We start from the raw sequence: 23,501 nt of genomic DNA on the forward strand, positions 1-23,501 counted from the left end.
TAATAGAAGAACGAGAGGGGACATCAAAAAGGATGTTGTTTATTATCCACACAATTTTGGAGGAACAGATATGAATGTTTTAAAGTTAGCCGCGTTTTCCCATAACGGACGTGGCGGTAATCCTGCGGGTGTGGCGTTTTGTGATGTGATGCCCAGTGATGAAGAGATGATGAATGTCGCCAAGGAAGTTGGGTATTCTGAAACGGCTTTCCTTGTGAAGCAAGCGGATGGCTGGCGCGTGCGATATTTCGCGCCGGAGTTGGAAGTTCCGTTTTGCGGGCATGCGACGATCGCGTTGGGCGCAGCGCTCGGCGAACGTTTTGGCGAAGGCGAATATAAGTTGACGTTGAACGACAGCCAGATCACGGTCCGTGCGGAGAAATCGGGAAATGGATTGGTTGCGACGCTGCAATCGCCGGGGACATCTTCAGAAGATGCGCCGAAGGAATTTGTGGCTACAGTTCTCGCTTCTTTCAACCTTTCAGCTGTGGACTTGAACCCGGGCTTTCCCGTCCGTTTTGCTTCGGGTGGTGCCAAACATTTGATATTGGTCGTGAAAGAACGTAAGACTTTAGCCGAGATGAACTATGACTTTGACAAGGTCCGCGCATTGATGATGGAACAGGGCGTCATTACGATCAGCTTGTTGTGGAACGAGTCCGACTCCGTGTTCCATTCGCGCAATGCCTTTGCGGCGGGCGGAGTCTATGAAGACCCGGCCACAGGCGCGGCGGCCGCGGCATTGGCAGGGTACTTGCGCGATATCGGTTGGACAGGGAGCCGCAACTTCACGATCTTGCAGGGAGAAGATATGGGCGTGCCATCCCGCTTGTTAGTGAGATTCAGCCCGAAGGTCGGAGAGAGCGTATCTGTCAGCGGTGAGACAAGGCATATTGAGGAGAACGAGGCGTAAAGGCGAGCCCGGCTGATGGTCGAGAGTCCCATTTCTAAATTACCCATTTAGGGAATGGGCTTATACCAATGCCGCACCTATAATGACGGACGAAACAGAGCTACGAGAAAAGGCCAACCAGATGAACAGGCACACGCCACCCTGTTCAGGCCGAGACATCTTCTTGGACTGTTACACTCCTTATGTATGTCCCTACAAGGGACGCAAAAATGGATGGGAGGTTTATCTCCCATCCATTTTTGTTATTTCAAACTCAATGAGGGACACATGGCTGCTCCTGATCTTATTAATAAGGTTGAGTTCTTTTCAGCATTAGGCGTTAAAGAACGCAACACACTGACGACCATGTTCAAAGTGTTCCCGGCCCGCGCGGGGCAAGTATTGTTCCGTTTTGGCGATCCCGGCGATACGTTTTATGTTGTGAAAACGGGATTGGTGGAGTTGTTCACACACGATCACGGTGGGAACAAGATCACATTGGCGAAATGCGAACCTGGGCATTTCTTTGGGGAACTTTCGTTGTTCGATGGGGGCGCACGCACGGCTACCGCAGTGGCTTTGGAAGATTCAGCGTTGTTGGTGCTCAGCCGTGAAAAATTGATCTCTTTCCTCGAACAAAATCCATCTGCCGCCATTGATATGTTGACTGTGATGGGACAGCGCATCCGCAACACCGGCAACCTTCTACGCCAGCGAGTGACACGCAACGCTAACGAGGAGTCGGAAGATAGGCGCACTCTTTCTGAAAAAATAGCTGATAACATCGCGAGGATCTGCGGAAGCATGTCCTTTTTGTTTCTGCATGTTCTGTTGCTTGCCTTTTGGATCAGTTGGAATGTGGAGCCGGTCTATCACTCTGGAGTCAACAGGTTGGGACTTTCAGTGTTCGATCCATTCCCCTTTGGTTTGCTGGCAATGAGTGTTTCAGTTGAAGCGATCATCCTTTCGACCTGTTTGCTTATCAGCCAGAACCGGCAGGCCGCCAAAGACCGCATCCGCTCGGATATTGAGTATGAGGTCAATTTGAAAGCCGAGTTGGAAGTGGCGCACTTGCATGAAAAGATAGACCACATGCACGCCGAAATATTATCAAGATTGCACAAGAGTAATTCCACTAAAGGGAAACGCACTTCAAACAAACCGCGCAAATAAGCGCGGTTTGTTTTGTGATGTTCACACGAAAACAAAACTGTAGAGGGTGGAAAGTTTAGACGCCTACTTTATAATCGCGGCATGAACCAATTCCTCGATAATTTCATCCTTGGCATCCCTCGGCTGTTCATCAAACAATTCCCATATGCATGGATCGTCTTCATCGCATTGTGGAGCTGGCCGCCCAACTTCTCGATCATTTTCCTTTTGGTCATCCTGCTCGGGCTTTCGATGTTGCGATGGCAATCGCTTGCATGGCTCTCGCACATGCGGCGTGAACACGCGCCGGGCGATGGCAAGTTTTATGTGGACCAACCGCCCATTCCGTGGAAAAAAACTGCGCGGAATCTCTCGATCTTGGTTGCGATCAGCGTTGTGCTCGCTTATTTGTTGAAGGGTCAGCTTGGCTTGAATGGCTGGCAGATCTTTTTCATCCTTGTGGGCTTTTCGATGATGTACCGTGATGCGCTATTCTTCGGCGCACCTGTTAAGTACGTTATCACGGCTGACGGCATCGCCGTCCATTATGCGCCGGGACATCTTGATTACCGTCTCTTCCTCACTTTCAAAGAGATCAGCCGCATCGAACGGACTCAGTTCCAAAAAGACAAAGGCTGGGATTTCTTCGCGCGTATGCACGAAGGCAATGACGGTTTGTTGCTCACCCCCAAGGATCCCAAAGGTTTCTCCAAACGTTTGGAAAGATTATTTATTGCCCCCGCAGACATCGAAAAGTTTTTGGAACAATTACCCTATGGATATGGAAAGTAAAATGACTCACAGACTCAATATCTCTTCAGGCGCAAAATGGGAGGACATCGTCGGTTATTCACGTGCGGTGCGGATCGGCAATGTCATCGAAGTGGCGGGGACAACAGCCGTTGACGAAAATGGCAACGTCGTTGGAGTCAACGATCCGTATGAACAGACACGATGTGCCCTTGCGAAAGTAGAAAAGGCATTGGCGCAGGCAGGCGCATCCATGAAAGATGTGGTGCGGACAAGAATGTTCGTGACCGATATTTCCCGTTGGGAGGAAGTAGGCAAGGCACATGGTTTATATTTCCAAGAGATCAAACCTGCCGCATCCATTATCGAAGTGAAAGCATTGATCAGCCCAGAGCTGATGGTTGAGATTGAAGTGACGGCAATTCTCGGAGAAAAAGACGAATGACAAGTCCTATTCGAATTGGCGTTTTGGGTGCGGCAAAGATCGTGCCGATGGCGCTCGGCATCCCTGCACGGAGCGTACCGGAAGTGCAAATAGCCGCCATCGCCGCACGGGATCCCAAGCGGGCAAAAAGGGTTGCTCGTTTGTTTCGCATTCCGCGAGTACATGCGACCTATGATGAACTCTTGAATGACCCAGAGATCGATGCGATCTACAATCCATTGCCTAACGGCTTACACGCTGAATGGACGATCAAAGCGTTACGTGCGGGCAAACATGTTCTGTGTGAAAAGCCTTTTGCGTCCAATGCAGAGGAAGCCATGGAGATGGCGCGTGTTGCAAAAGAAACAGGCAAGGTGTTGAGCGAAGCGTTTGCGTATCGCAATCATCCGCTCACGGCGCGCATGAAGCACATCATGGAAAATGATCTCGGCAAGATTCAACGTATTGAAGCGCGCTTTCGTTTTATTCTGCTCAATTTTTCAAATGTCCGTTATCGATATGATCTTGCAGGCGGCGCACAGATGGATGCAGGTTGTTACCCGGTCAGTATGGTCCGTTATTTGATGGGTGCTGAACCCAAAGTAGTGGACGCAAAAGCGCGTCTCTTCAAGCCTGAAGTTGATTCGGGTATGGAAACAAATTTAGAATTTGCTGACGGAAGTACGGGGCGCATCCTTTGCGATATGCTTTCTCCGCGATTGTTCGACTCGTTCCTTCACGTGAAAGGCGACGCAGGCGAAATGAAAGTGTTCGGTCCGTTTCAGCCGCACTGGTTTCACTTTATGACGGTTCGTACATCCGAAGGCACAAGGCGTGAACATGTCAAAGGCGGGGATATTTACGTTCTGCAATTACAAAATTTTGTAAAAGCCATCCACGGGGAAATATCCTTGAGTACAAACCCCGAGGATGCCGTCAACAACATGCGCGTGATCGACGCGATCTATGAAAAAGCCGGGCTGAAGAGAAGAGGAACTTAATGCGAATACTGATCGATATGGACGGAGTCATCTCTGACTTTGATGGAGAATTTCTCAAACGCTGGCAAACACGGCACCCTGATAAGTTTTACATCCCCATGGAAGAACGGACGGTGTTCTACGTCAAAGACCAATATCCGGAAGAACTTAAACCCTTGGTGGCTGAGATCTTGTTGGAGCCCGGCTTCTTCCGTGACATGATGCCAATGGATGGAGCAAAAGAAGCCCTGCTCGAAATGGCCGCGATGGGACTTGAAGTGTTCATCTGTACCAGTCCGTTGACCACGTATAAGAATTGCGTGTTGGAAAAATTTGAATGGGTGGACCAGTTCCTCGGTCCAGAGTGGGTGAAGCGCATTGTCCTCACGAAGGATAAAACGCTTGTAAAGGCAGATTACATCATCGACGATAAACCAGATATCACAGGAGTCGAATCCAAACCGGATTGGGAGCATATCCTGTATGATCGTCCGTATAACAAAGGCGGGAGCAAGAAACGGTTGACCTGGGAAAATTGGAAGGATGTGTTGAACCTTGGCGGCTGATCAAGCCACCCGCAAAATGCACGATGATGAAGTGATCACGGACGCATCACTCGTGCGACGATTGCTTGCGGTGCAGTTTCCGCACTGGGCGAATCTTCTGATCGAGCCAGTCCCTTCGGCTGGCACAGACAATGCATTGTATCGTCTCGGCCATGATATGGCCGTGCGATTGCCTCGCATTGATTGGGCAACTGGACAGGTGAAAAAGGAAATGGAATGGATGCCCAAACTTGCCCCGCATCTGCCGCTTGCAATTCCCGATCCGCTCGCGATGGATGAACCAGGAGAAGGTTATCCGTGGCATTGGGGAATCTATCGGTGGCTCGAAGGTGATAACCTGACCCTCGAACACATCGCTGACCCAGTGCAAGCGGCTGTTGATCTGGCGCAATTCATCAATGCCTTGCAACAAATTGATACTGATGGTGGACCGCTTGCTAAAGAACACAACTTGCGTGGCGAACCATTGATCGGTCGGGATGAAAATACACGTGAAGCGATCAACTCCATGCGCGATATGATCGATGCTGATACTGCGATAAAAATATGGGAAATTGCTCTGAAAGCCCATGATTGGAATCGTGCACCTGTTTGGTTTCACGGAGACCTGCTCCCCGGTAATCTTCTGTTCACTCAGGGCCATTTAAGCGCAGTGATCGATTTCGGCGGACTAGGCGTAGGTGACCCCGCTTGCGATATGATGATCGCGTGGGGTTTGTTCACCGGGAAGAGTCGGGATGCATTCCGCGCGACGCTGGAAATTGACGATGCCACATGGGCGCGAGGTCGCGGACATGCCCTGTCTCAAGCGGTGATCTTCATTCCATATTACTTGAACACCAACCCCATCGGTGTCAGAAACGCGATGCACATGATCGAGACTGTTTTTGCTGACTATCGAGAAAATGGCTGAATAGATTTATCGTTCAGATTGATTCACAAGTCATATCAATAAAATGCAATAGGAAACATCGTAATGGTTGAGATTAAACGCCCGGTCTTTTTCAGTGGTGAAAATCCCGCAATGACTTTATATGTGCCCAATACGGAACAAGTCACAGCGGTGGCGAGTTATTGGCATTGTACGGATAGTCCGCATGGAGTGGGGCACGCGCTCATCCTCTGGCTTGTCGACACAGCGACCGATGTTGGTCACGGAGGCATTTTTACAGACAACCTCGAACTCGCAAAAGTATTGGTAAATGATCTTACACGACATTTCCCTGAATTTGAAAATGTACCCACTGAAACATTGATGTATGCAGAAGCCCATTGCGAACATATCTACAATGGGACTTCTTATCGTGTGATCTGCAAATCAACAGATGTGCGAGTTGAGTTGGAATGGGTTGACGTGCTGGATCGCAAGCAGGTTGTGTGGCCTGGCTTCCCAACAGGCGATACAACTTATGATCTAACAACAATCATTTGTCCATGCAGGGAAGCGCGGATTCTAGTCAACGATAAAAGAGTGGACGGCGAAGCCCAAACCCTTAAAGCAGATGATGGCTTTTTTCGAAGCACAGCCTTCTTAGCTTTTGCAGAAACGTGGATCGGGCCACTCAATAAAACTGAGACTTAACCTTGCCATCGATTCGAACCTACCCTTTGCCTGTTGACTCCCTCTTAGGCCGTTATCGCAGGGACGATGGCGCCTACACTGATTGTTATGCAACGGAAGTCGCATTTCCTGTCTCACACGCGCAATACGTCAACGCCTTTTACACGACATTCGTATTCAAGATCGAACGATTCATCCTCACATGGACAGTGAATAAACCATCCACAGACTTGCAAGCAAAGCAACTCTCCGATGGCACACGAGACACTTTTGCGGCGTGGACGGTCGAAGCGCGGACGGAGAATCAACTGTTGATGTGTGATTTTGTCAGTCGCACGCGATCATGGCTGATGGTCCTCCCTTTGGAATCAGGCGGCACACGTTTATACTTTGGGTCAGCGATTGTCCCGATGGTAGATCCGCGAACAGGAAAGTCAACGCTCGGTCTTGTATTCCGCGCCCTGCTTGGGTTTCACAAGATCTATTCGGTGGTGCTTTTGTATGCCGCGAAACGGCGGCTCGAAGCGCTGTACCCAAAGGAGATGACATCCATATGAGTCCAGCACGTATGTCAAAGATAGAGTCGGCGATTCGTGTTGTCCTTGCATTTAACGAAGCGTTCAATCGCCACGATGTAGCTGGGATGATGGAACTCATGAGTGAGGATTGTGTCTTCGAAAACACAAACCCCGCTCCCGATGGAACCATCTATTCTGGGAAAGATGCAGTGACAGAATTTTGGAAAAGCTTTTTCGCAGAGTCTCCCAATGCCCATATCGACATTGAGGAGATCTTCGGTTTTGGCTATCGTTGTGTGATGCGCTGGAAATACACATGGGGCGCTGGATACGTCCGCGGGGTGGATATCTTCAAGTTAAAGGATGATCTCATTTGTGAGAAGTTGTCTTACGTAAAAGGATGACCATGAGATTTCAATACGATGATAACGCCGGTGACGATGATAAGCTTTTTATCATTGAGTCGGATTCGGGTAGATACGAATGGACGATCCACGGGACGACCAGCGATTTCAACTCTGTCTCGCGCCACATACGGGAAGGTAAAGACTACATCACAGCCGGTATATCAAGTAACCTACCTGTGTTTTGGGTGCTGGAACACGGTAGCCTGTGGATCCTTCATGGCGATAGAGACTCGTGGGATTTTGGGCTTAATCTCAAGCCTATTGATGTAGCCTTGCTGTTAGATGCGATTGAAGCTGGACCGAAATGACACATCAAAGCGTTATAATCATTAAGTCGTCGTCTTCAACTGCCAAAGGAGGCAAACGTGTCGTTCAAGCTCGTGTATCTGTCTCAACAAGATCCGCAATGGAAGAATGACCTGCTCGGTTTCGGTGACCCGGGCGACACCATCGGTTATGTAGGTTGTGCCCTCACTGCCACCGCCATGCTCCTAAGTGGACATGGGTATACGGAAACTCCCAAGACCCTCAACCAAAAACTTAAGAATGTGAATGGCTTTGCCAGCGCCGGTATCGTGTGGAGCGCGGTTACCAAACTTTATCCGAATGTTTCGCTCAAGGCTTTTATTCCATGCTCCACCAGCGATGCACCTCTCGCGCAAATTGATGCGGCCATTGCAGCCGGTCAACCCGCGATCGTGCAAGTGGACTCATCCCCTGCGACTGGCATCCAAACCCATTGGGTGGTGCTCTATGCTCGCAAAGGGGATGATTACCTCATGCTCGACCCCTGGCCTTACAACCCCGGCACCGATAAAGAAGATTACCTGATGAAACGATATGCGCAGGGACGCACCCTTCAACGTGCCATCTCGCATGTGATCCTTTTCGAAGCCTATGGCTCAGGCGGACCGATCTCCACCCCGTCTTCCTCGACAACAAGTACAACGCCTCCTTCTACACCGACAACTGGTTCCACAACTTCAAGCGGAGCCTACGCCCGAGTCCGCGCTGATGTAACTTGGGGACTCAATGTCCGTTCGAGTATTGATACATCGAGCATGGCCAATGTTGTGGATACCGTCACAGCAGGCGCGGAATTGTTGCTACTTGAGTTAGATGGTTTATCGAGAGTGGGTGGCGTAAACCAGTGGGTACGAGTCCGCACGCCGGATGGCAAGGAAGGCTTCTGTGCCGCATGGTATTTGGAAAAGGTTTCAGTGGAGACAAAGCCGGTTGAGACCACACCAGTTTCAAGTCCGAGTAATGAAGCGCCGGTCTCGAGTCCGACCCCAAGCACACCTGTAACTCCATCACCTGTCCCATCCACGCCGGTACCTTCTACTCCTTCGCCTTCTGCACCAAAGAAATTGATAGTGAAAGTATCCAGCACTGTTGGCTCAAGTGGACTGCGCATGCGCAAGTATCCATCGCTTGGTGGCGCGTTGGTTATGAGTATCAAAGCCGGTACCAAACTCACAGTAGTGGAACCGGAAGAGAAAGCAAAGACGAAGATCGGTGTGGCGAATAAGTGGATCTATGTGCGTGAACTAGGTGGTAAGCTCGGTTATGTAGCGGCAAATTATGTGAGCGTGGTTTGAATCTTTATTGGTACTACCGAAAGCGAGTGTATTTATGGAAGGTGATTTCGAGATTTCTTCTGAACAAAGACAGGTGAAGGTGCCTGTCACCGTGTTGCATATTCATGGCTGGCTTGATGGGCAAAGTGAAGACCGTCTATTGGAAGCGGCGCGTGACGTGTATGAATCTGGTACGCGTTTTCTGTTGATCGATATGAAAGAACTCAAGACGCTCACGAGTGCTGGTATGCGCGCTTTGCAAAAGGTATATCGAATGTATACGCCGAAGGAGGATCGCTTCAAGGATCCATATGTGCGTGTGTGTCAGGCTCCTCCGCAGATTTACGATATCCTCGGCATCACCGGTTTTCTGCAAAACATCCCCGTTCATAAAGATATCGATTCGGCTCTCGAAGCATTCGGAAAAGATTAATGATCAAATGCAAAGGCTCGTTGTTCTATGATGAGCTTTTGTGTTTAACTATCACAAAGAATGTCGGACACGTTGGGGACGCTTCATTATTCTTTGTGAAAATTCATGGTTGACCTTGTTGCTTTTTGCCATTCTTGAAATGTAAACATTTTTCATTTTAAGGAAATCTGCAAATGAAACAAAGGAAAAGTAATATAAAATTGGCGTTGCAACCTGTACCGGGCATACAGGTTATTGTTTGATTATGATTCAATACCATCCTTATTCTCTTTTTCTCGCGATCTCTGCCCTAACCACATTGATCGTATTGTTCCTTACCCGTCGGCACACTGCTCCGGGGTCTTCTGCTTTAAGGGTGATGTTTCTTGGCATGTTCATATGGAGCTTTTCCTATGCGCTGACCTGGGCGCTTGTGCCATTGGCGCAAAAGATATTCTGGTTAAAGGTCATGTATATCGGCGTGGTGATGATCCCAGGTCCCTTCCTGGTCTTCACACTGAATATCACGCATCGCAAAGAATGGCTCACGTTTTACAGTATGTTGTTGTTGTTACTTGAACCGATCATCATGTTGATTATGGTATGGGGAATACCACGCCTTGTTTTTTCATCCATTGCGCCGGTGACGAACGAAGACTACCGCATCATGGAAGTTCTACGAGGCACATGGTTTTGGGTGAACACCGCCTATTCATACACCATTATTGCATTGTCCTTTATTCTGTTATTGCTCAGCTATCGAAGTGCAAACCAGATTTTCAAGCGACAGTATCTTTATATAATATATGGGTCGGTTCTCTCTTTTGGGTTTAGCATCTATACACAAACTGCCGATACTGCATTTAACAAACTTGACGTCACTCCCATCGCATTCGGCGTTTCAGGGATGGTGTATGCGTACACGATTTTCCGTCACCGCTTCATGGACCTTGTCCCTATTGCGCGAAGCCGCCTAATCGAGAATATGAGTGATGGCGTACTCGTACTTGATGCACAAGGTCGTATCGTGGATGTCAACCCTGCCATGAAAAGTTTCTTGGATGGGGAACCCAAATCGTTCCTTGGTAAACATATTTCAGAAGCGCTCAATATCTGGACCGATAGCACTGAATACTTGTTAACCGGCCTGGAAACTCGCACTGAGTTGAGACTCCCTAATAAATCGTCGCGTTATCTCGATCTGCGTGTGACGCCTCTATATGATGAAGATCAAACCTTGAATGGACGTTTGATCATCTTTCGCGATGTCACAGACCGCAAAGAAGTGGAAAAGGATCTGCGTCATGCCATGGATCGCATGCAGACTCAACTGATTGAGATCGGCTTGTTGCAGAGTCAACTGCGCGAACAAGCCATCCGTGATGCGCTCACCAATCTCTTTAACCGTCGTTACCTTGAAGAGACCCTTGAACGCGAACTGGCGCGTGCCTCACGTGAGGTCTATCCGTTGTGTATTGTGATGATGGATATCGACTATTTCAAGGATGTGAATGACACGTATGGACACGAAGCAGGCGATCTTGTCCTCAAGACATTGGCGAACACGGTGACAAACCAGAGCCGTCAGGGAGATTTCGTTTGTCGTTTTGGGGGCGAAGAGTTTGTGTTGGTCATGCCCAATATCAACATCGATGTTGCAAAAGACCGGGCAACTGTGTTGCATAGGTCTATTACAACACAGTTCATTCCCTTTGGGCGTGTAAACTTGAATATCACCATTTCAATGGGAATATCCTGTTTCCCAGCCCACGGCGAAAAGAAGGAAGACTTGTTGCGCGCCGCGGATCGAGCGCTTTATGCCGCTAAGAGAGCGGGTCGTAATCGCGTATATGTATATCGCGATTCGGAAAGCACTATTGAACAAAGAGATGATAGTGCGTTAAATATTTGACTTGATAAACGCGCTTTATTGTCGCCTAAAGAAAATAAGCCTGTAGCAGGGGCCAGTTAACGCTCAGATCGTAAATTCCAACCCCCAATAACAACAATCCGCTGATGACATTGATCAAACGGGCGCGCATTGCAAATTGACGCGTAATCCAGCGTTGTGCCGCACCGGAGAGAAATGATAGTAACAATAGGGGCATGCCAAATCCCATGCCGAACCAGAAAAACACATTCAGTTGACTGAACGCCTCTGTAGCGGTTAGCGACAAGGCAAAGATACTCACCACCAAAGGACCGGAACAGGGTAATGCGATAGGTCCGTACAGCAACCCATAGATGAACGCATTGACGAATGGATGCGATAACACCGGCACCTGTACTTGCGGCAGACTCTTGAATGGGTTGATATTCAATAACAATAGAATGCCGAAGACAATGATAAGCAGGTCAGCGATGGGAATCAGGATGGACAACGCTCTGCCTATGGAAATGGACAACAATGCAATGATACCGCCCAAAGCGAGCATCATCGTAAGTACGCCTGCCAGTACAAAGAAGCCGAGGAAATAGCGACCTGCTTTGTTTTGCATCCCTTCCTGCCCGCCGCTGATATAGGCGAGAAAGCCGGGATATAACGGCAAAACACAGGGACTGGTCGTTGCCAGCAAACCGAGTGAGATGGATGTGATGATAGTTTCCATAAAATGACCTCAGACAAACGACCGTAGACTGATGCAGATTATATCTGTTCTCGGTCTACGGTCGTCGGTCAGTTATTACATCGCCTCATCCAGATACGGTTGAAGCGCTTTCATCAGGTCGTCTGCACTTTTGATGCCAAAAGGAAGCGGGTGTGCAATGCCATGTCGGTCGATGATCAACATCGGAGTGGAAGGTGGGTTGAGGAACTGTGCGCCATATAAAGAAGAGAGATCACGAGAGACATCTGTAGGGGAAATCACGTACTTCCATTCAAAGCCGTTCGTTGTAGCGAAATCCTTGAGTTGAGCCGCATCCTCGTTCGGGTCAATATCAAAGCCGATGGTTACAAGGTCATCGCGCATACCGAGAGATTCGTGCAACGCTTTCACCTGTGTCTGTTGTTTGAAACAATTGGAGCACCACACTGCCATGGTCTCTACCAATACCACCTTGCCCTTCAGGTCATTGATGGTGAAGGCTTCACCGCTATGGACGTCCGTCAACGAGGCCGAGAACCACGCAGGTGCTTCCATCATGGCTTCTTCGGTAGGCTTGACCATTGCATCTGGGGTCGGTGTTTCTTTCATCATCATGGCGTCGGCCGTAGGAGTCTCGTGTGGCATCATGGCTTCCTCGGTGGGCTTGTCCATCATAGCCTCTTCCGTCGGCTTATCCATCATTGCATCTTCGGGCTTTTTCATCGTGTCAGGGGCGGTCCCGCTGCAGGCCGCCAGCACAAAGGCCAGTAACAACATCACATTCAATACAATATTTTTCTTTTTCATTTGGTTCTCCTTTTTGAATTCTCTGTATGGTATCGGCTTGCGCTTACGAAACGGCTGTAAAATTATTACGAAAGTCTGAACATATTCACTGTTCTATAAAACCATGGAGTATGATTTCACTGATGAACATAAAGAACATTCTCGTCGTGGAAGATGAAGCCAGCATCGCGGAAGTGGTGAGCCTATACCTCAAACGTGCGGGCTTTAACGTGCAGATCGCTTCGGATGGGAAACAGGCGATGAATATCTTCGAGCGCCAAATGCCTGACTTCGTGATCCTGGACTTGATGCTCCCCGAAGTAGACGGTCTTTCCCTTACCCGCTGGCTGAGAGACCGTTCCGATGTGCCGATTATCATGCTGACGGCCCGCCGCGAAGAGATAGACCGCATCGCTGGTCTCGAAATGGGCGCGGACGATTATGTGGTCAAGCCATTCAGTCCGCAAGAGTTGGTGAGTCGTGTTCGAGCGGTGATGAGGCGTCTCGGACGGGATCAGGCCGAAACGGAGTCTGAACGCGCGCTGTCGTTCGAGAATCTTGTTATCGAGCCGATGAGTCGCGTGGTCACAGTCAAAGGAAGTCCCGTTGAGTTGACAGCGAAAGAGTTCGATATGTTGTATCTGCTGGCGCGTCATCCGAAGCAGGTGTTTACGCGCGAACAATTGTTGGAACGTGTGTGGGGCGGCGCGCAATACATTGACCCAGGCACTGTGACCGTGCATGTGCGGCGCCTGCGTGAAAAGATCGAAGATGATCCGTCGAAACCCGCGCGGTTGTTAACCGTGTGGGGTGTTGGTTATAAATTTGAACCTTAGTGATATATCGCGCTGAGCGGAACGAAGTGAAGTCGAAGCGCCCTTCGTCTGCATTTCACTCCGCTCAGGGCGAAAAGAAAAATATGAAAACAACCCTCTCCCAAACTCCCCTGCTCGCCCGATTTACGATGGGCATTGTATTGATCGTCGCGGTTTCGCTGGCGATCTTTATGCTGGTCATGTTTCCGCCCATGAACGAGTTGGGATTGATGGCTTTATATCTCGGCATCACGGCATTGGTCTCGGCGTTAGCTGGGTATGCGGCCTATCGTTTGGGTTGGATCAATTACTCCCCAACCTTACGTTGGACGTTGTTGGGTGGGTATGCACTGGCAAGTGTGCTGACATTCTTCAACGTCTGGTTCTCGGCGCAGATGATGTTCGCCAGCCCGCATGATCTTTCGCTCGCCATTGTGTTATTGATCTTTGCCGGTGGCATGGCCATGGTGATGGGGTATTTTCTTTCGACCACAGTCACAGAACGTATTCATGGATTGAAAGATGCGGCTGAAAAATTGGCGCAAGGTGACTTGAACACGCGCGTCCCAATAAAAGGGAAAGATGAAGTTGCCATGCTTGCCAACGCGTTCAATCAAATGGCCGGACAACTGCAAGCCGCCGACCAGAAACAGCGTGACCTCGATAACATGCGCCGTGACCTGATCGCATGGGTCAGCCATGACCTGCAAACTCCACTGGCTTCGATGCGTGCCATCCTTGAAGCCGTATCCGATGGCGTGGTGGATGACCCCGAAACCGTAAAGCGGTATCTCAACACAGCACAACGTGATGTGCGGAATCTTTCTGCGTTGATCGATGACCTCTTCCAAATGGCGCAACTGGATGCTGGCGGTTTCCCGCTCAGCCGCGCACAAGCATCTTTGAGCGATCTCGTTTCCGATACGCTCGAAAGCTTTACTGAACTTGCCAAACAACAAAACATCACGCTCGAAGGTAACGTGGAACTCGATGTTGACCCTGTCACGATGGACACACAAGCCATCGGGCGTGTGCTCAATAATCTCATCGGCAATGCGTTGCGTCACACAACAAAAGGCAGGGTCAGCGTTTGGGTGCGGCGCTCGGCTCAAGGCGTTGAAGTGACCGTCAGCGATACGGGCGAGGGCATCCGTGCGGAAGATATTCAACATATCTTCGAGCGTTTCTATCGCGGTGACGCTTCAAGGTCCCGCCATCGCGGCACTGGCGCGGGGTTGGGGCTCGCCATTGCACGCGGCATTGTCCGCGCACATGGGGGCGAGATCAAAGTGGAAAGTCAGGTCGGTAAAGGCACGCAGTTCACCTTTCATATTCCATAATCAAAACCCTAAGAGGCTGTTTAATAAATAGGAAAAAGAGGAAAAATCGGGCAAACTTGGATGATGACCAAATCAAACCAAGAATACCCGACTAACCTGAATGATACCGAATGGAAGCAAATTGCGCCATACTTGCCCAGAGCAAAGCGCAAAGGCAGACCACGAGAAATACCTTGGCGAGCGATTATGAATGGCATCTTTTACATTGTCAAAAATGGTTGTGTTTGGCGAGATTTACCACATGAGTTTCCTGCTTGGCAAACAGTCTATTATTATTTTAGACAGTTTGGGAAGAACCGCATGTGGGAAAAGCTTAATACGATCATTCGAGAGCGCGTTCGAATTCAAGCAGGGCGTAGTCCACAAGCGAGTGCAATGATTCTGGATAGTCAAAGCATAAAAAGTGCAGAAGGTGGTGAAAAATTGGTTTTGATGGTGGCAAACTGATAAAAGGACGAAAAAGAAATGTGATTACAGATACGATGGGGCTCGTAGTTCTGGCCAAAGTCACTGCCGCTGATGTACAAGATGTTTATGCTGGCGAAGAAACTCTGGTGAAATTGAAAAAGGGGAAGTCTCTCAGAGCGCGTTTGCAAAAAATCTTTGCTGATGGTGGTTATCGTGGGCACCTCGTTGATTGGGTCAAAAATGAACTTCAAGCTGAGATCACCTTCATCTTGAAGGTAGGCAACCAAAAAGGATTTCAAGTTCTACCCAAACGCTGGGTCATTGAACGAACTAATGCTTGGATCACGCGCAATCGTCGTATGGCTAGAGACTATGAGCGCTTGGTGCAATCCAGTGAGTCTTTTATTTATATCTTGATGATCCGGCTTGGGCTACGACGTCTTGCTAAATTTAAGATTTATTAAACAGCCTCTTAGGGTCTCTTCATTCTTATGTAATCTTTTCGTAAGGAAGTTTCCTTAGAATAACAACATCAAGGAGACTGACCATGAAACGTTATGCGTTTGGATTACTTGCCTTAATTCTTTTTGGATGTGCTCATCAGGCCGCCGTCCAATCACAAGCGGATTCTGCATCCCCAAAAGCCGCCTCACTGCCGGACCTCGGGCCTGCTCCTGAACTCACGAACGATACCTGGCTGAATGTTGACTCTCCTTTACGCATCGCAAGTTTAAAAGGAAAAGTTGTTATTGTCGAAATGTGGACGTTCGGATGTTATAACTGTCAGAATGTGATCCCCTCGTTGAAAGACTGGCATGGCAAATACAAAGATCAGGGACTAGTCATCATCGGCAATCATTACCCCGAGTTCTCATATGAACAGGATCTGGATAATGTAAAGAACGCAGTTGCGAACTTGGGAATCGAATATGCGGTTGCACAAGATAACGACGGAGCGACCTGGCAGGCTTACAAGAACCATTACTGGCCCACGTTGTATCTGATAGACAAGCAGGGCCATATCCGTTATGTGCATATTGGTGAAGGTCGATATGAAACGACCGAAGAGAATATCAAAGCATTGCTTTTGGAATGAGGAAGCTTGCTTCCGTAACCCGCCAGCGTACCCTTTCGGGCACACGAGCTGGCTGAATCCAAACTGGAGAAACTATGAACAACAAATTCAAATCCGTCCCTGTGAAATCATCTGAGATCACGCCGTATTCACAATATCTTTCACGCCGCGATTTTCTCAAAGCCGCGGGCATTGTGACCGGATCCGCGCTTCTCGCGGCGTGCGCGCCGTCGGTGGCAGGGACAGTCGTCCCTGAGAAAGAAGCGCCGCAAAATCTCCCGACCGGGTTGACCGATGAGTTGGGGAGTCCTGCCAATTCATACGAAGACATCACTCACTATAATAATTATTATGAATTCACCACGGACAAGGAAGGCGTTGCGTCATTAGCGACGAAGTTCAATCCATCGCCATGGACAGTGGAAGTATACGGTTTGGTCAACAAGCCCATGACCTTTGGCATGGAAGACCTGCTGAAAAAATACACACAGGAGGAGCGCATTTATCGTTTGCGTTGTGTGGAAGCGTGGAGCATGGTCATCCCGTGGACCGGGTTCACGCTTTCGAGTTTGTTGAAGGAAGTGGAGCCAACTTCAGATGCGAAATATGTGCGCTTTGAAACGGTCAATCGCCCCGAGGAAATGCCCGGCATGAAAAGCCCGTTTTACCCGTGGCCGTATCAGGAAGGTTTGCGCCTTGATGAAGCCATGAACGACCTGACCATTCTTGCCACCGGTTTATATGGCCAGCCTATGCCGAACCCAAATGGCGCGCCAATCCGTTTGGTGGTGCCGTGGAAATATGGATTCAAGTCCATCAAGGCCATTACCAAGATAGAATTGATCGCGGAGCAACCGACTACACTTTGGAGCCAGGTTGGACCTAATGAATATGGTTTCTATTCCAATGTGAATCCGCAGGTGCCACACCCGCGTTGGTCACAGGCCAGCGAGCGCCGCATCGGTGAATTGGGCCGCCGCGAAACATTGATGTTCAATGGGTATGCTGAGCAGGTTGCGCATTTGTATGATGGCATGGATCTGGCTGTAAATTATTAATGGATGATGGATGGGCTGGGTTTCCCCGCCCATGTGTCATTATCAAACCAGGGCTGCAGGACGCCGCCCCTACGGAATACTAATGAAAAAATTCTTCACGCGTTTCACCCCTCTTCAAGTTGCCATGCATATCTACGGCTGGTCAACGCTTGTGATCTTGATCTTTCAATTCTTCACGAATAACCTGACCGCCAATCCCATTCAAGCATTGGAACAACGCACAGGGCGGCAGGCATTGGTGTTCCTTGTATTGTCATTGGCGTGCACGCCGCTCAATACGCTTTTCAAATGGAGCGAGCTTCTCAAACGCCGCCGCGCGCTTGGGTTGTATGCCTTCATGTATGCCACCATTCATGTGTTGATCTATCTCGATCTTGATTATGGCCTCGCGTGGAGTTTCATTGTTAGGGATGTGTTCGAAAAGCCTCGTCTGATCGCTGGCTTGATCGCGATCCTCATCATGATCCCTCTCGCGTGGACGTCCTTCGATATTTGGAAGAAGCGCCTCGGTAAAAATTGGAAGCGTCTGCATCAAAGCATCTATATATTGGCTCCCATCGTGATATTGCATTATATATGGAGTAAAAAAGGTAATCTCTTTGCTTTGCAAGGAGAAATCATCCGCCCGTTGATCTATGGACTGATCGTCGTCCTGCTCCTGATCTTCCGCATTCCATTTGTGAGGAAGTTCATCGCCTCTTTACGTGACCGAGTCCTGGCTCTGTTTCGAAAGCGGACTCTGCAACCGAAAACAACCCCGCAATAAATTGCATCGGGGCGGACGATCAAATCGTCCGCCCCGATTTGTTTAAGTATGGTTTGCCTCCCCCAATGTGATCTGTACTTGCATCTCTTGTCCATTCCGCATCACGGTCAATGTGACCTGGTCGCCGGGCTTGAAGGCGAACAATGTGTTCACGTAGGAATGTGTTTCGTCTAATGCTACATCACCGACTTTCGTGATGATATCTCCCTGTTGTAAACCTGCTGTACTGGCTGGGCTGTTTGCCGATACTTCCATGATGTACACACCCCACTGGGCAGACAGGTTATACCGAGCCGCGATGTTGGGATTGATCGGTTGAAAATTGATGCCGATATACGGGCGGGCAAAATATCCCTTTTGAATGATCTGTTGCGCAATCGCCTGTGCTGTGTTCACAGGGATGGCGAAACCAAGCCCCTCGGCCACATCACCACTGTTCGTGTTACGGACAACGAGTGTGTTGATGCCGATCACTTCACCGGCCAAATTCACAAGCGGACCACCTGAGTTACCGTGATTGATCGCGGCATCAGTTTGGATCAGGTCTTCGATTTGGTAGCCGTTACCCGTGTCTATGGAGCGACCTGTTGCACTGACCACACCAACAGTGACGGTATTCTTGAAGTTCCCAAGCGGTGAGCCGATGGCGATCACCGATTCACCGGGGTCGAGTTTGTCTGAGTTTCCAATGCTGGCAATGGCGGGGACCTTCGCATCAGTTTTCAATACGGCTATATCTGAATATTGATCCGTGCCGACGATGGTCGCTTGTTCTTCTGTGCCGTCCGAGAGGACGATCTTCACTTGCTTTGTGCCTTCCACAACATGGTTGTTGGTGAGAAGGTATCCGGTATCACTAATGAAGAATCCACTTCCGCTCACGGTTTGATCGCCGGTCAAACCGAAGACTGTCATCTGGCCGGGGACAGTCCCAACAACAGTAACAACTGCTGGGCCAACCCGCTGTACAGATTGGGTAACTGCGGTCTCGATATTTGTGTTGTTGAGTACCAATGTCTGATTCGGATCGGTGTTGTTGGCCGGTATGATCTGTTGCACAGAAACAGGCAGACTGCTCCGCTGTTGAACCGCTTGGTACACAGCGAATCCGCCTGCGATGGCGCCAGTTAATGCAGAGACAGATGCGACGGCGATGATGAGCGCTATATACAAAACTCTTTTAAAAGACATTTTGAAACTCCTTGGTTTGTATCAGAAAAAATTCTAGTACCCGATTATGACAAACGAATTAAAAGATTGTGTATTTAATGTATGAAATAGTTAAATATAAACTTATAATTACGCCAAATTTCACCTTCTGGAGGTTGTTGATATGGATACTGTGCTGACCTTTATAAGCAATAACTGGATGCTCCTGGCCGGTGGTGCGTTAGGCGGCTTGCTTGGGTTGCTTTTATCCTATAAGACCCTTGAGAAAATGCTTCGCATGATCGGTACATCCACCGGCGATATTGCATCGCTTCCCTCAGGTGAACAAGTGGAGGTCGTTGGCAAGGTGAGTGGGGAAATAAATTTGCAAAGCCCGATCACAAAGACGCCCTGTGCGTTGTGGCAGGTGGTTGTCTCAGAGCGGCGCAGTTCAGGGAAACATTCCCATTGGGTGACGGTGTATAGCAACACATCCACGGCGGCTTTTGATGTATATGACGCAACTGGACGGATGAAAGTGTCCCCGGGGCCGCAAACGGAACTTATATTGCGTGATGATGTGAACAAGGCTTCGGGTTTGTTCCGCCCTCTGGATGAACAAACGCAGGCTGCTTTGAACGAAATGGGCGTGAACACGCAAGGCTTTCTAAGTCTGAATAAGACCATGCGTGTGCAGGAACGATTTATCGAACAAGGGGATGAGATCTATGTGCTTGGCAAAACATCTGCTAATTTTGGGGCACGCGCCATGGATAGCGCTTCACCATTGATCGTCAGTGACCACAGTGAAATGCAGTTGCTGGGCAGGTTTTCCTGGCAGGTTATTATCACCGTCCTTGTCGGGGTTTTTGTTGGTGCCATGTTGTCTTTCTTCTTTACGAATCGATAGATCATTTTTTCGGAGCAATGATGTTCATTACACTTGAAGGTCCCGAAGGCTCTGGTAAGACATCTCACATCCCTTATCTTGTGGAGTACCTCCGCGAAAAGGGTTATGTTGTATTCCCCACGCGTGAACCGGGCGGCACATCCATCAGCGAACAGGTACGCGATATTTTGCATGACCTGAAGAATGCGGAGATGCATCCACGTACGGAGACGTTGCTCTACCAGGCTGCGCGCGCACAAATTGTGGAACAGGTCATCAAACCGCGTCTTGCTGACGGGGAAATTGTGATCTCCGACCGTTACTATGACTCAACGATAGCTTATCAAGGCTACGGTCATCAACAGGACCGGGAGCAGGTCCGTGCACTGGTGAAGTATGCAACGGGAGGCCTTGTCCCTGATCTGACGATCCTGCTTGATCTTGATGTGGAAGTGGGCTTACAACGCAAAAAGAAAAACGGCCTCGAATGGAATCGAATGGACGCACATGAAGTGGCTTTCTATGAACGAGTCCGTGCGGGATATATGGAGATGGTCAAACAGGAACCAGATCGCTGGGTGGTCGTGGATTCGGGCCAGAAGTGGGATGATGTGCAAGCAGAGTTGCGGAAGGTGATTGTTGCAAAATTGAAGTAGGGATATCAAAATGAAAACTAGAGCGCAACTTGAAAAACTATTTAGAGATTTTACAAGGCTAAGCTTTACCCTTTGTGATCTATATCAAGATGTCACATATTTGTCGTATGCAGAGGATAGAGATATAAAAAGGGATAAAGCAGATGTTTTAAGTGATGTGGATGAAATTCAAAAACAAGTCTACGATTTATGTCAGTCTGCTACAAGAAATGATTTGCAGTTAGACCCCCAGGGAGTCAATGATGCAATTAACAACATAAGGAATGAATTGGGAAAAATGAATTCTCTAGCAGATATTCAAAATTATGTGCGTTACCATCAAGATAGACTACATGAAAACGACTTGATTGATAGTTTAGCTTACAAACTTCTTATGGAAATTTCACATCTTTATTCACAATTATGTGAAATCATTACTGATCAAGCTGTCTATCCATATAAAACGCAACTGTTTTTAGCAACTTATGATGATGTAAAGTTAAATCCACAATCTGCAATTCAGCAATCCTTTATATTTTTTGAAGATTATCTACGATATAAAATTGGGGTAGATGCAAGTTCATATGGTGAAGATTTAATAAATAAGGCTTTTGGTCGAGATGGTGTTTTAGTGTACAGTGATATACCAGCAGAACAAAATGGTGTCCGAAATCTTTTTTCAGGATTTTATGCAACTTTTAGAAACCCGCACATGCACCGCTGGATTCCAGTGGAAGAAAATCAGACCATAGCAATTATTTCTACATTGTATTTGTTACTCGGCATAGTAGATAACTCTAAGAAGCGATAATTTTATTCCCGGCATAATATTGCAACCGGTTCATGGTAGCCGACTCCCATAAGACATTTCAAGTTATGGAAAGCGATTCTGAATAAACCGATAACTGGTGGATAAACAAATTATGAACGAGAAAGAATACTTCACTATCCGAATCCCGAAAAAGATTTTTGTATATATTTATATTCTGTTGTGTGTATTTATAGTCGTCATTGCTTATAACAATTGGCCAAGGTACGTTGTGCTCAATCCACCTGTGCCTGAAAAAGGGTTTGTTATACGTGAAGAGAAGGCGATTTACAATCCATACACGGATAGCGCTGTGAAGTTAAGTGGCCACAACACTTGGACGTGGAGAAGAGAGTATGGCTTTCTCCCCGCCGGAGACGAGCTATACACATCGGAATCGGTCATGGCATATTTTGACACGTGGTTAGGCGGGCACGGCTGGAAAAAGTTTGAAGGGCAGGGGACTCCTTGTGATGTTATGACAAAAGTCGGTGTTATGGAGAAGGACGCAAATTCATTTGCTTATGTCCCTGAAAATACTTCAGGCTCCTATTATTCATCGGTTGTATGTTTGGCGACACAGCCATATACTTCGGCAGACGGAAACGCAGGTTTTAAAGTCTTATTATTTACGGCCACCAAATAACTTGTGGCTCTGGAATCTTGATTTTCAACGGGGGTTGTCGTACACTTGTTCTATAAACGATTAGGTTCTTTATGCCTGTTGATATCCATCTTTTTTCTGATCCCGGTGAAAACATTCGCCATATCGTCGAAGCGAGCCGACCTTATCTTGAAGATAAGGATGACTCGTTGGTCGCTTACTTGCCATTGGCTTCCTTATATGCAGAGCGATGGTTGGAATATACCGAGGAAGCTTTCAAAGGTTTGGCGAAGCTGGAATCGGTCAATGCTGAGTTGATGACGCAAAGGGAGATCGAGGAAGTCATCCGTCGCGCTTCGTTGGTGTATATCCCGGGTGGAAATACATTTCTATTGAATCATCGTTTACAGGTCAGCGGGATTTTGCCGTATTTGCGAAAGAAGGTCCAGGCGGGATTGCCGTTGATTGGGTTCAGCGCTGGGACAATGGTGTGTGGACCGAACATACTCACTTCGCAAGACATGAACACGGTGGGGACAAGTCATTTCGATGCTTTGCACGTGTTGCCATTTAATTTTGTGGTGCATTATCCGTTGGATGGGCATGGACAGTCCGTGAAGGATGCATGGTTGGCGGATTATCATTTCTTTCACGATAACCCGATCGTCATATTGAGCGACGGTGCGTATGTGAGAGTCGATGGGAAGAAGACGACTCTTGTGCGCGGTGATGCCTGGATTCTGCGAAAGGATTCAGAGAAAGAAAAACTCGAAGAGGGTCGAGCAATCGTCCCTTAAGAAAGAGGCGAAAATGTCCGATGATGAAGAGTGGGTTCCCGGTAGTAAACATGAATTGTTGGCTGTGATCACACGTGAGTGGAGTCAGCTTATGAATGTCGTCTCGAAACTTGAGAAGGCAAACTTGATGACGACACGCGATGCGGGCGGATGGAGTCCGAAAGATAATCTCGCGCATTTGGCGGAATGGATGAATCTGTTGATGGGGTACCACATTGACAAACGCCCAGCGCATGAAGTGTTTGGGGTTTCAGAAGAGGTGATAAAGGGTTGGGATATGGAAGTGGTCAACCCGGTGTTGTTCAATCGTAACAAGGACCGTTCCACCGAAGATGTGCTGGCGTGGGTGAAGCAGGTGTATGAGGACGTGATCAAGAAATTGGATGCAATGTCTTTTGATGAGTTGATGGCGCCACGCCATGCAGATGACCCGGAGAAACGTCCGTTGTTGATGTGGGTTATAGGGGATACGAGCGATCATTTTGCGGAACACCGCGCGACAATTGAAAAATTGTTGTAGCGTGCTATACTATTTTCATCA

At 48.4% G+C, this 23,501-nt stretch carries 30 protein-coding genes; 27 read left to right on the top strand and 3 right to left on the bottom strand.

Annotated features, from left to right (window positions below):
* Positions 1–70: 70 nt before the first annotated feature.
* The 14 genes from IPP66_05220 to IPP66_05285 all read left to right on the top strand — a co-directional run bounded on the left by IPP66_05220 (position 71) and on the right by IPP66_05285 (position 11,154).
* A complete protein-coding gene (locus tag IPP66_05220) occupies positions 71–913 on the top strand; it encodes a PhzF family phenazine biosynthesis protein (GenBank protein ID MBK9924677.1) in 843 nt (280 codons plus the stop codon).
* 267 nt (positions 914–1,180) lie between these two features.
* Positions 1,181–2,065, top strand: coding sequence for a DUF1003 domain-containing protein (locus IPP66_05225; GenBank protein MBK9924678.1), 885 nt, complete (start codon positions 1,181–1,183; stop codon positions 2,063–2,065).
* Positions 2,066–2,146: 81 nt separating this feature from the next.
* Positions 2,147–2,836: a hypothetical protein gene (locus IPP66_05230; GenBank protein ID MBK9924679.1), complete on the top strand. Its 690-nt coding sequence runs from the start codon at positions 2,147–2,149 to the stop codon at positions 2,834–2,836.
* Between the two features lies 1 nt (position 2,837).
* Positions 2,838–3,239, top strand: a complete 402-nt coding sequence (locus tag IPP66_05235) for a RidA family protein (protein MBK9924680.1) — start codon at positions 2,838–2,840, stop codon at positions 3,237–3,239.
* On the top strand, positions 3,236–4,219 hold the full coding sequence (locus IPP66_05240; protein MBK9924681.1) for a Gfo/Idh/MocA family oxidoreductase: 984 nt from the start codon (positions 3,236–3,238) through the stop codon (positions 4,217–4,219). Before IPP66_05235 ends, IPP66_05240 begins: the two co-directional genes overlap by 4 nt.
* Complete coding sequence (locus IPP66_05245) at positions 4,219–4,764, top strand: 5'-3'-deoxyribonucleotidase (protein MBK9924682.1); 546 nt, start codon at positions 4,219–4,221, stop codon at positions 4,762–4,764. The genes IPP66_05240 and IPP66_05245 overlap by 1 nt, the downstream gene beginning before the upstream one ends.
* A 16-nt stretch (positions 4,765–4,780) precedes the next feature.
* The gene (locus IPP66_05250; protein ID MBK9924683.1) at positions 4,781–5,677 is read left to right on the top strand and encodes an aminoglycoside phosphotransferase family protein; all 897 of its coding nucleotides are present in this window, start codon (positions 4,781–4,783) and stop codon (positions 5,675–5,677) included.
* A 63-nt stretch (positions 5,678–5,740) separates the two neighbouring features.
* Positions 5,741–6,346, top strand: coding sequence for a hypothetical protein (locus tag IPP66_05255; protein MBK9924684.1), 606 nt, complete (start codon positions 5,741–5,743; stop codon positions 6,344–6,346).
* 2 nt (positions 6,347–6,348) lie between these two features.
* Positions 6,349–6,882: a hypothetical protein gene (locus IPP66_05260; GenBank protein ID MBK9924685.1), complete on the top strand. Its 534-nt coding sequence runs from the start codon at positions 6,349–6,351 to the stop codon at positions 6,880–6,882.
* A complete protein-coding gene (locus IPP66_05265) occupies positions 6,879–7,247 on the top strand; it encodes a nuclear transport factor 2 family protein (GenBank protein MBK9924686.1) in 369 nt (122 codons plus the stop codon). Before IPP66_05260 ends, IPP66_05265 begins: the two co-directional genes overlap by 4 nt.
* 2 nt (positions 7,248–7,249) lie before the next feature.
* On the top strand, positions 7,250–7,558 hold the full coding sequence (locus tag IPP66_05270) for a hypothetical protein (protein MBK9924687.1): 309 nt from the start codon (positions 7,250–7,252) through the stop codon (positions 7,556–7,558).
* 57 nt (positions 7,559–7,615) lie between these two features.
* A complete protein-coding gene (locus IPP66_05275) occupies positions 7,616–8,851 on the top strand; it encodes an SH3 domain-containing protein (GenBank protein MBK9924688.1) in 1,236 nt (411 codons plus the stop codon).
* A gap of 34 nt (positions 8,852–8,885) precedes the next feature.
* Positions 8,886–9,263, top strand: coding sequence for an STAS domain-containing protein (locus tag IPP66_05280; protein ID MBK9924689.1), 378 nt, complete (start codon positions 8,886–8,888; stop codon positions 9,261–9,263).
* A 244-nt stretch (positions 9,264–9,507) separates the two neighbouring features.
* The gene (locus IPP66_05285; protein MBK9924690.1) at positions 9,508–11,154 is read left to right on the top strand and encodes a diguanylate cyclase; all 1,647 of its coding nucleotides are present in this window, start codon (positions 9,508–9,510) and stop codon (positions 11,152–11,154) included.
* A gap of 25 nt (positions 11,155–11,179) precedes the next feature.
* Here the strand turns inward: IPP66_05285 and IPP66_05290 are convergent, their stop codons facing one another.
* Together IPP66_05290 and IPP66_05295 are read right to left on the bottom strand one after the other, a co-directional pair.
* Positions 11,180–11,851 carry a cytochrome c biogenesis protein CcdA gene (locus IPP66_05290; protein MBK9924691.1) on the bottom strand — a complete coding sequence of 224 codons (672 nt, stop codon included), beginning with the start codon at positions 11,849–11,851 and terminating at the stop codon, positions 11,180–11,182.
* A 75-nt stretch (positions 11,852–11,926) separates the two neighbouring features.
* Positions 11,927–12,637, bottom strand: a complete 711-nt coding sequence (locus IPP66_05295; GenBank protein MBK9924692.1) for a TlpA family protein disulfide reductase — start codon at positions 12,635–12,637, stop codon at positions 11,927–11,929.
* Between the two features lie 128 nt (positions 12,638–12,765).
* Here IPP66_05295 and IPP66_05300 point away from each other — a divergent pair, with 128 nt between their 5' ends.
* From IPP66_05300 to IPP66_05330, 7 genes are all read left to right on the top strand, one after another.
* A complete protein-coding gene (locus IPP66_05300; GenBank protein ID MBK9924693.1) occupies positions 12,766–13,452 on the top strand; it encodes a response regulator transcription factor in 687 nt (228 codons plus the stop codon).
* 83 nt (positions 13,453–13,535) lie between these two features.
* Positions 13,536–14,771: a HAMP domain-containing protein gene (locus IPP66_05305; protein ID MBK9924694.1), complete on the top strand. Its 1,236-nt coding sequence runs from the start codon at positions 13,536–13,538 to the stop codon at positions 14,769–14,771.
* 60 nt (positions 14,772–14,831) lie between these two features.
* Entirely contained in the window at positions 14,832–15,218 is a 387-nt protein-coding gene (locus IPP66_05310; GenBank protein ID MBK9924695.1) for a transposase, read from the top strand.
* A gap of 20 nt (positions 15,219–15,238) precedes the next feature.
* Positions 15,239–15,643 carry a transposase gene (locus IPP66_05315; protein MBK9924696.1) on the top strand — a complete coding sequence of 135 codons (405 nt, stop codon included), beginning with the start codon at positions 15,239–15,241 and terminating at the stop codon, positions 15,641–15,643.
* Between the two features lie 83 nt (positions 15,644–15,726).
* Entirely contained in the window at positions 15,727–16,275 is a 549-nt protein-coding gene (locus tag IPP66_05320) for a redoxin domain-containing protein (protein ID MBK9924697.1), read from the top strand.
* Between the two features lie 74 nt (positions 16,276–16,349).
* Positions 16,350–17,312 (top strand): protein-methionine-sulfoxide reductase catalytic subunit MsrP, encoded by a 963-nt coding sequence (msrP, locus tag IPP66_05325; protein MBK9924698.1) that lies wholly within the window; start codon positions 16,350–16,352, stop codon positions 17,310–17,312.
* An 82-nt stretch (positions 17,313–17,394) separates the two neighbouring features.
* Positions 17,395–18,078 (top strand): sulfoxide reductase heme-binding subunit YedZ, encoded by a 684-nt coding sequence (locus tag IPP66_05330; protein ID MBK9924699.1) that lies wholly within the window; start codon positions 17,395–17,397, stop codon positions 18,076–18,078.
* A gap of 42 nt (positions 18,079–18,120) precedes the next feature.
* On the opposite strand, the gene IPP66_05335 is transcribed toward IPP66_05330, so the two are convergent.
* The gene (locus tag IPP66_05335; GenBank protein MBK9924700.1) at positions 18,121–19,269 is read right to left on the bottom strand and encodes a trypsin-like peptidase domain-containing protein; all 1,149 of its coding nucleotides are present in this window, start codon (positions 19,267–19,269) and stop codon (positions 18,121–18,123) included.
* 142 nt (positions 19,270–19,411) lie between these two features.
* Between IPP66_05335 and IPP66_05340 the strand changes: the two genes are divergently transcribed.
* The 6 genes from IPP66_05340 to IPP66_05365 all read left to right on the top strand — a co-directional run bounded on the left by IPP66_05340 (position 19,412) and on the right by IPP66_05365 (position 23,480).
* Positions 19,412–20,137: a hypothetical protein gene (locus IPP66_05340; GenBank protein MBK9924701.1), complete on the top strand. Its 726-nt coding sequence runs from the start codon at positions 19,412–19,414 to the stop codon at positions 20,135–20,137.
* 20 nt (positions 20,138–20,157) lie between these two features.
* A complete protein-coding gene (locus IPP66_05345; protein MBK9924702.1) occupies positions 20,158–20,772 on the top strand; it encodes a dTMP kinase in 615 nt (204 codons plus the stop codon).
* 10 nt (positions 20,773–20,782) lie between these two features.
* Positions 20,783–21,562: a hypothetical protein gene (locus IPP66_05350; GenBank protein ID MBK9924703.1), complete on the top strand. Its 780-nt coding sequence runs from the start codon at positions 20,783–20,785 to the stop codon at positions 21,560–21,562.
* Positions 21,563–21,674: 112 nt separating this feature from the next.
* Positions 21,675–22,205, top strand: a complete 531-nt coding sequence (locus IPP66_05355; GenBank protein MBK9924704.1) for a hypothetical protein — start codon at positions 21,675–21,677, stop codon at positions 22,203–22,205.
* 71 nt (positions 22,206–22,276) lie between these two features.
* Positions 22,277–22,960 carry a Type 1 glutamine amidotransferase-like domain-containing protein gene (locus tag IPP66_05360; protein MBK9924705.1) on the top strand — a complete coding sequence of 228 codons (684 nt, stop codon included), beginning with the start codon at positions 22,277–22,279 and terminating at the stop codon, positions 22,958–22,960.
* Between the two features lie 13 nt (positions 22,961–22,973).
* On the top strand, positions 22,974–23,480 hold the full coding sequence (locus tag IPP66_05365) for a ClbS/DfsB family four-helix bundle protein (GenBank protein ID MBK9924706.1): 507 nt from the start codon (positions 22,974–22,976) through the stop codon (positions 23,478–23,480).
* The last annotated feature ends 21 nt before the right edge of the window (positions 23,481–23,501 follow it).

This window comes from Candidatus Defluviilinea proxima (assembly GCA_016721115.1).
Classification (GTDB): Bacteria; Chloroflexota; Anaerolineae; order Anaerolineales; family Villigracilaceae; genus Defluviilinea; species Defluviilinea proxima.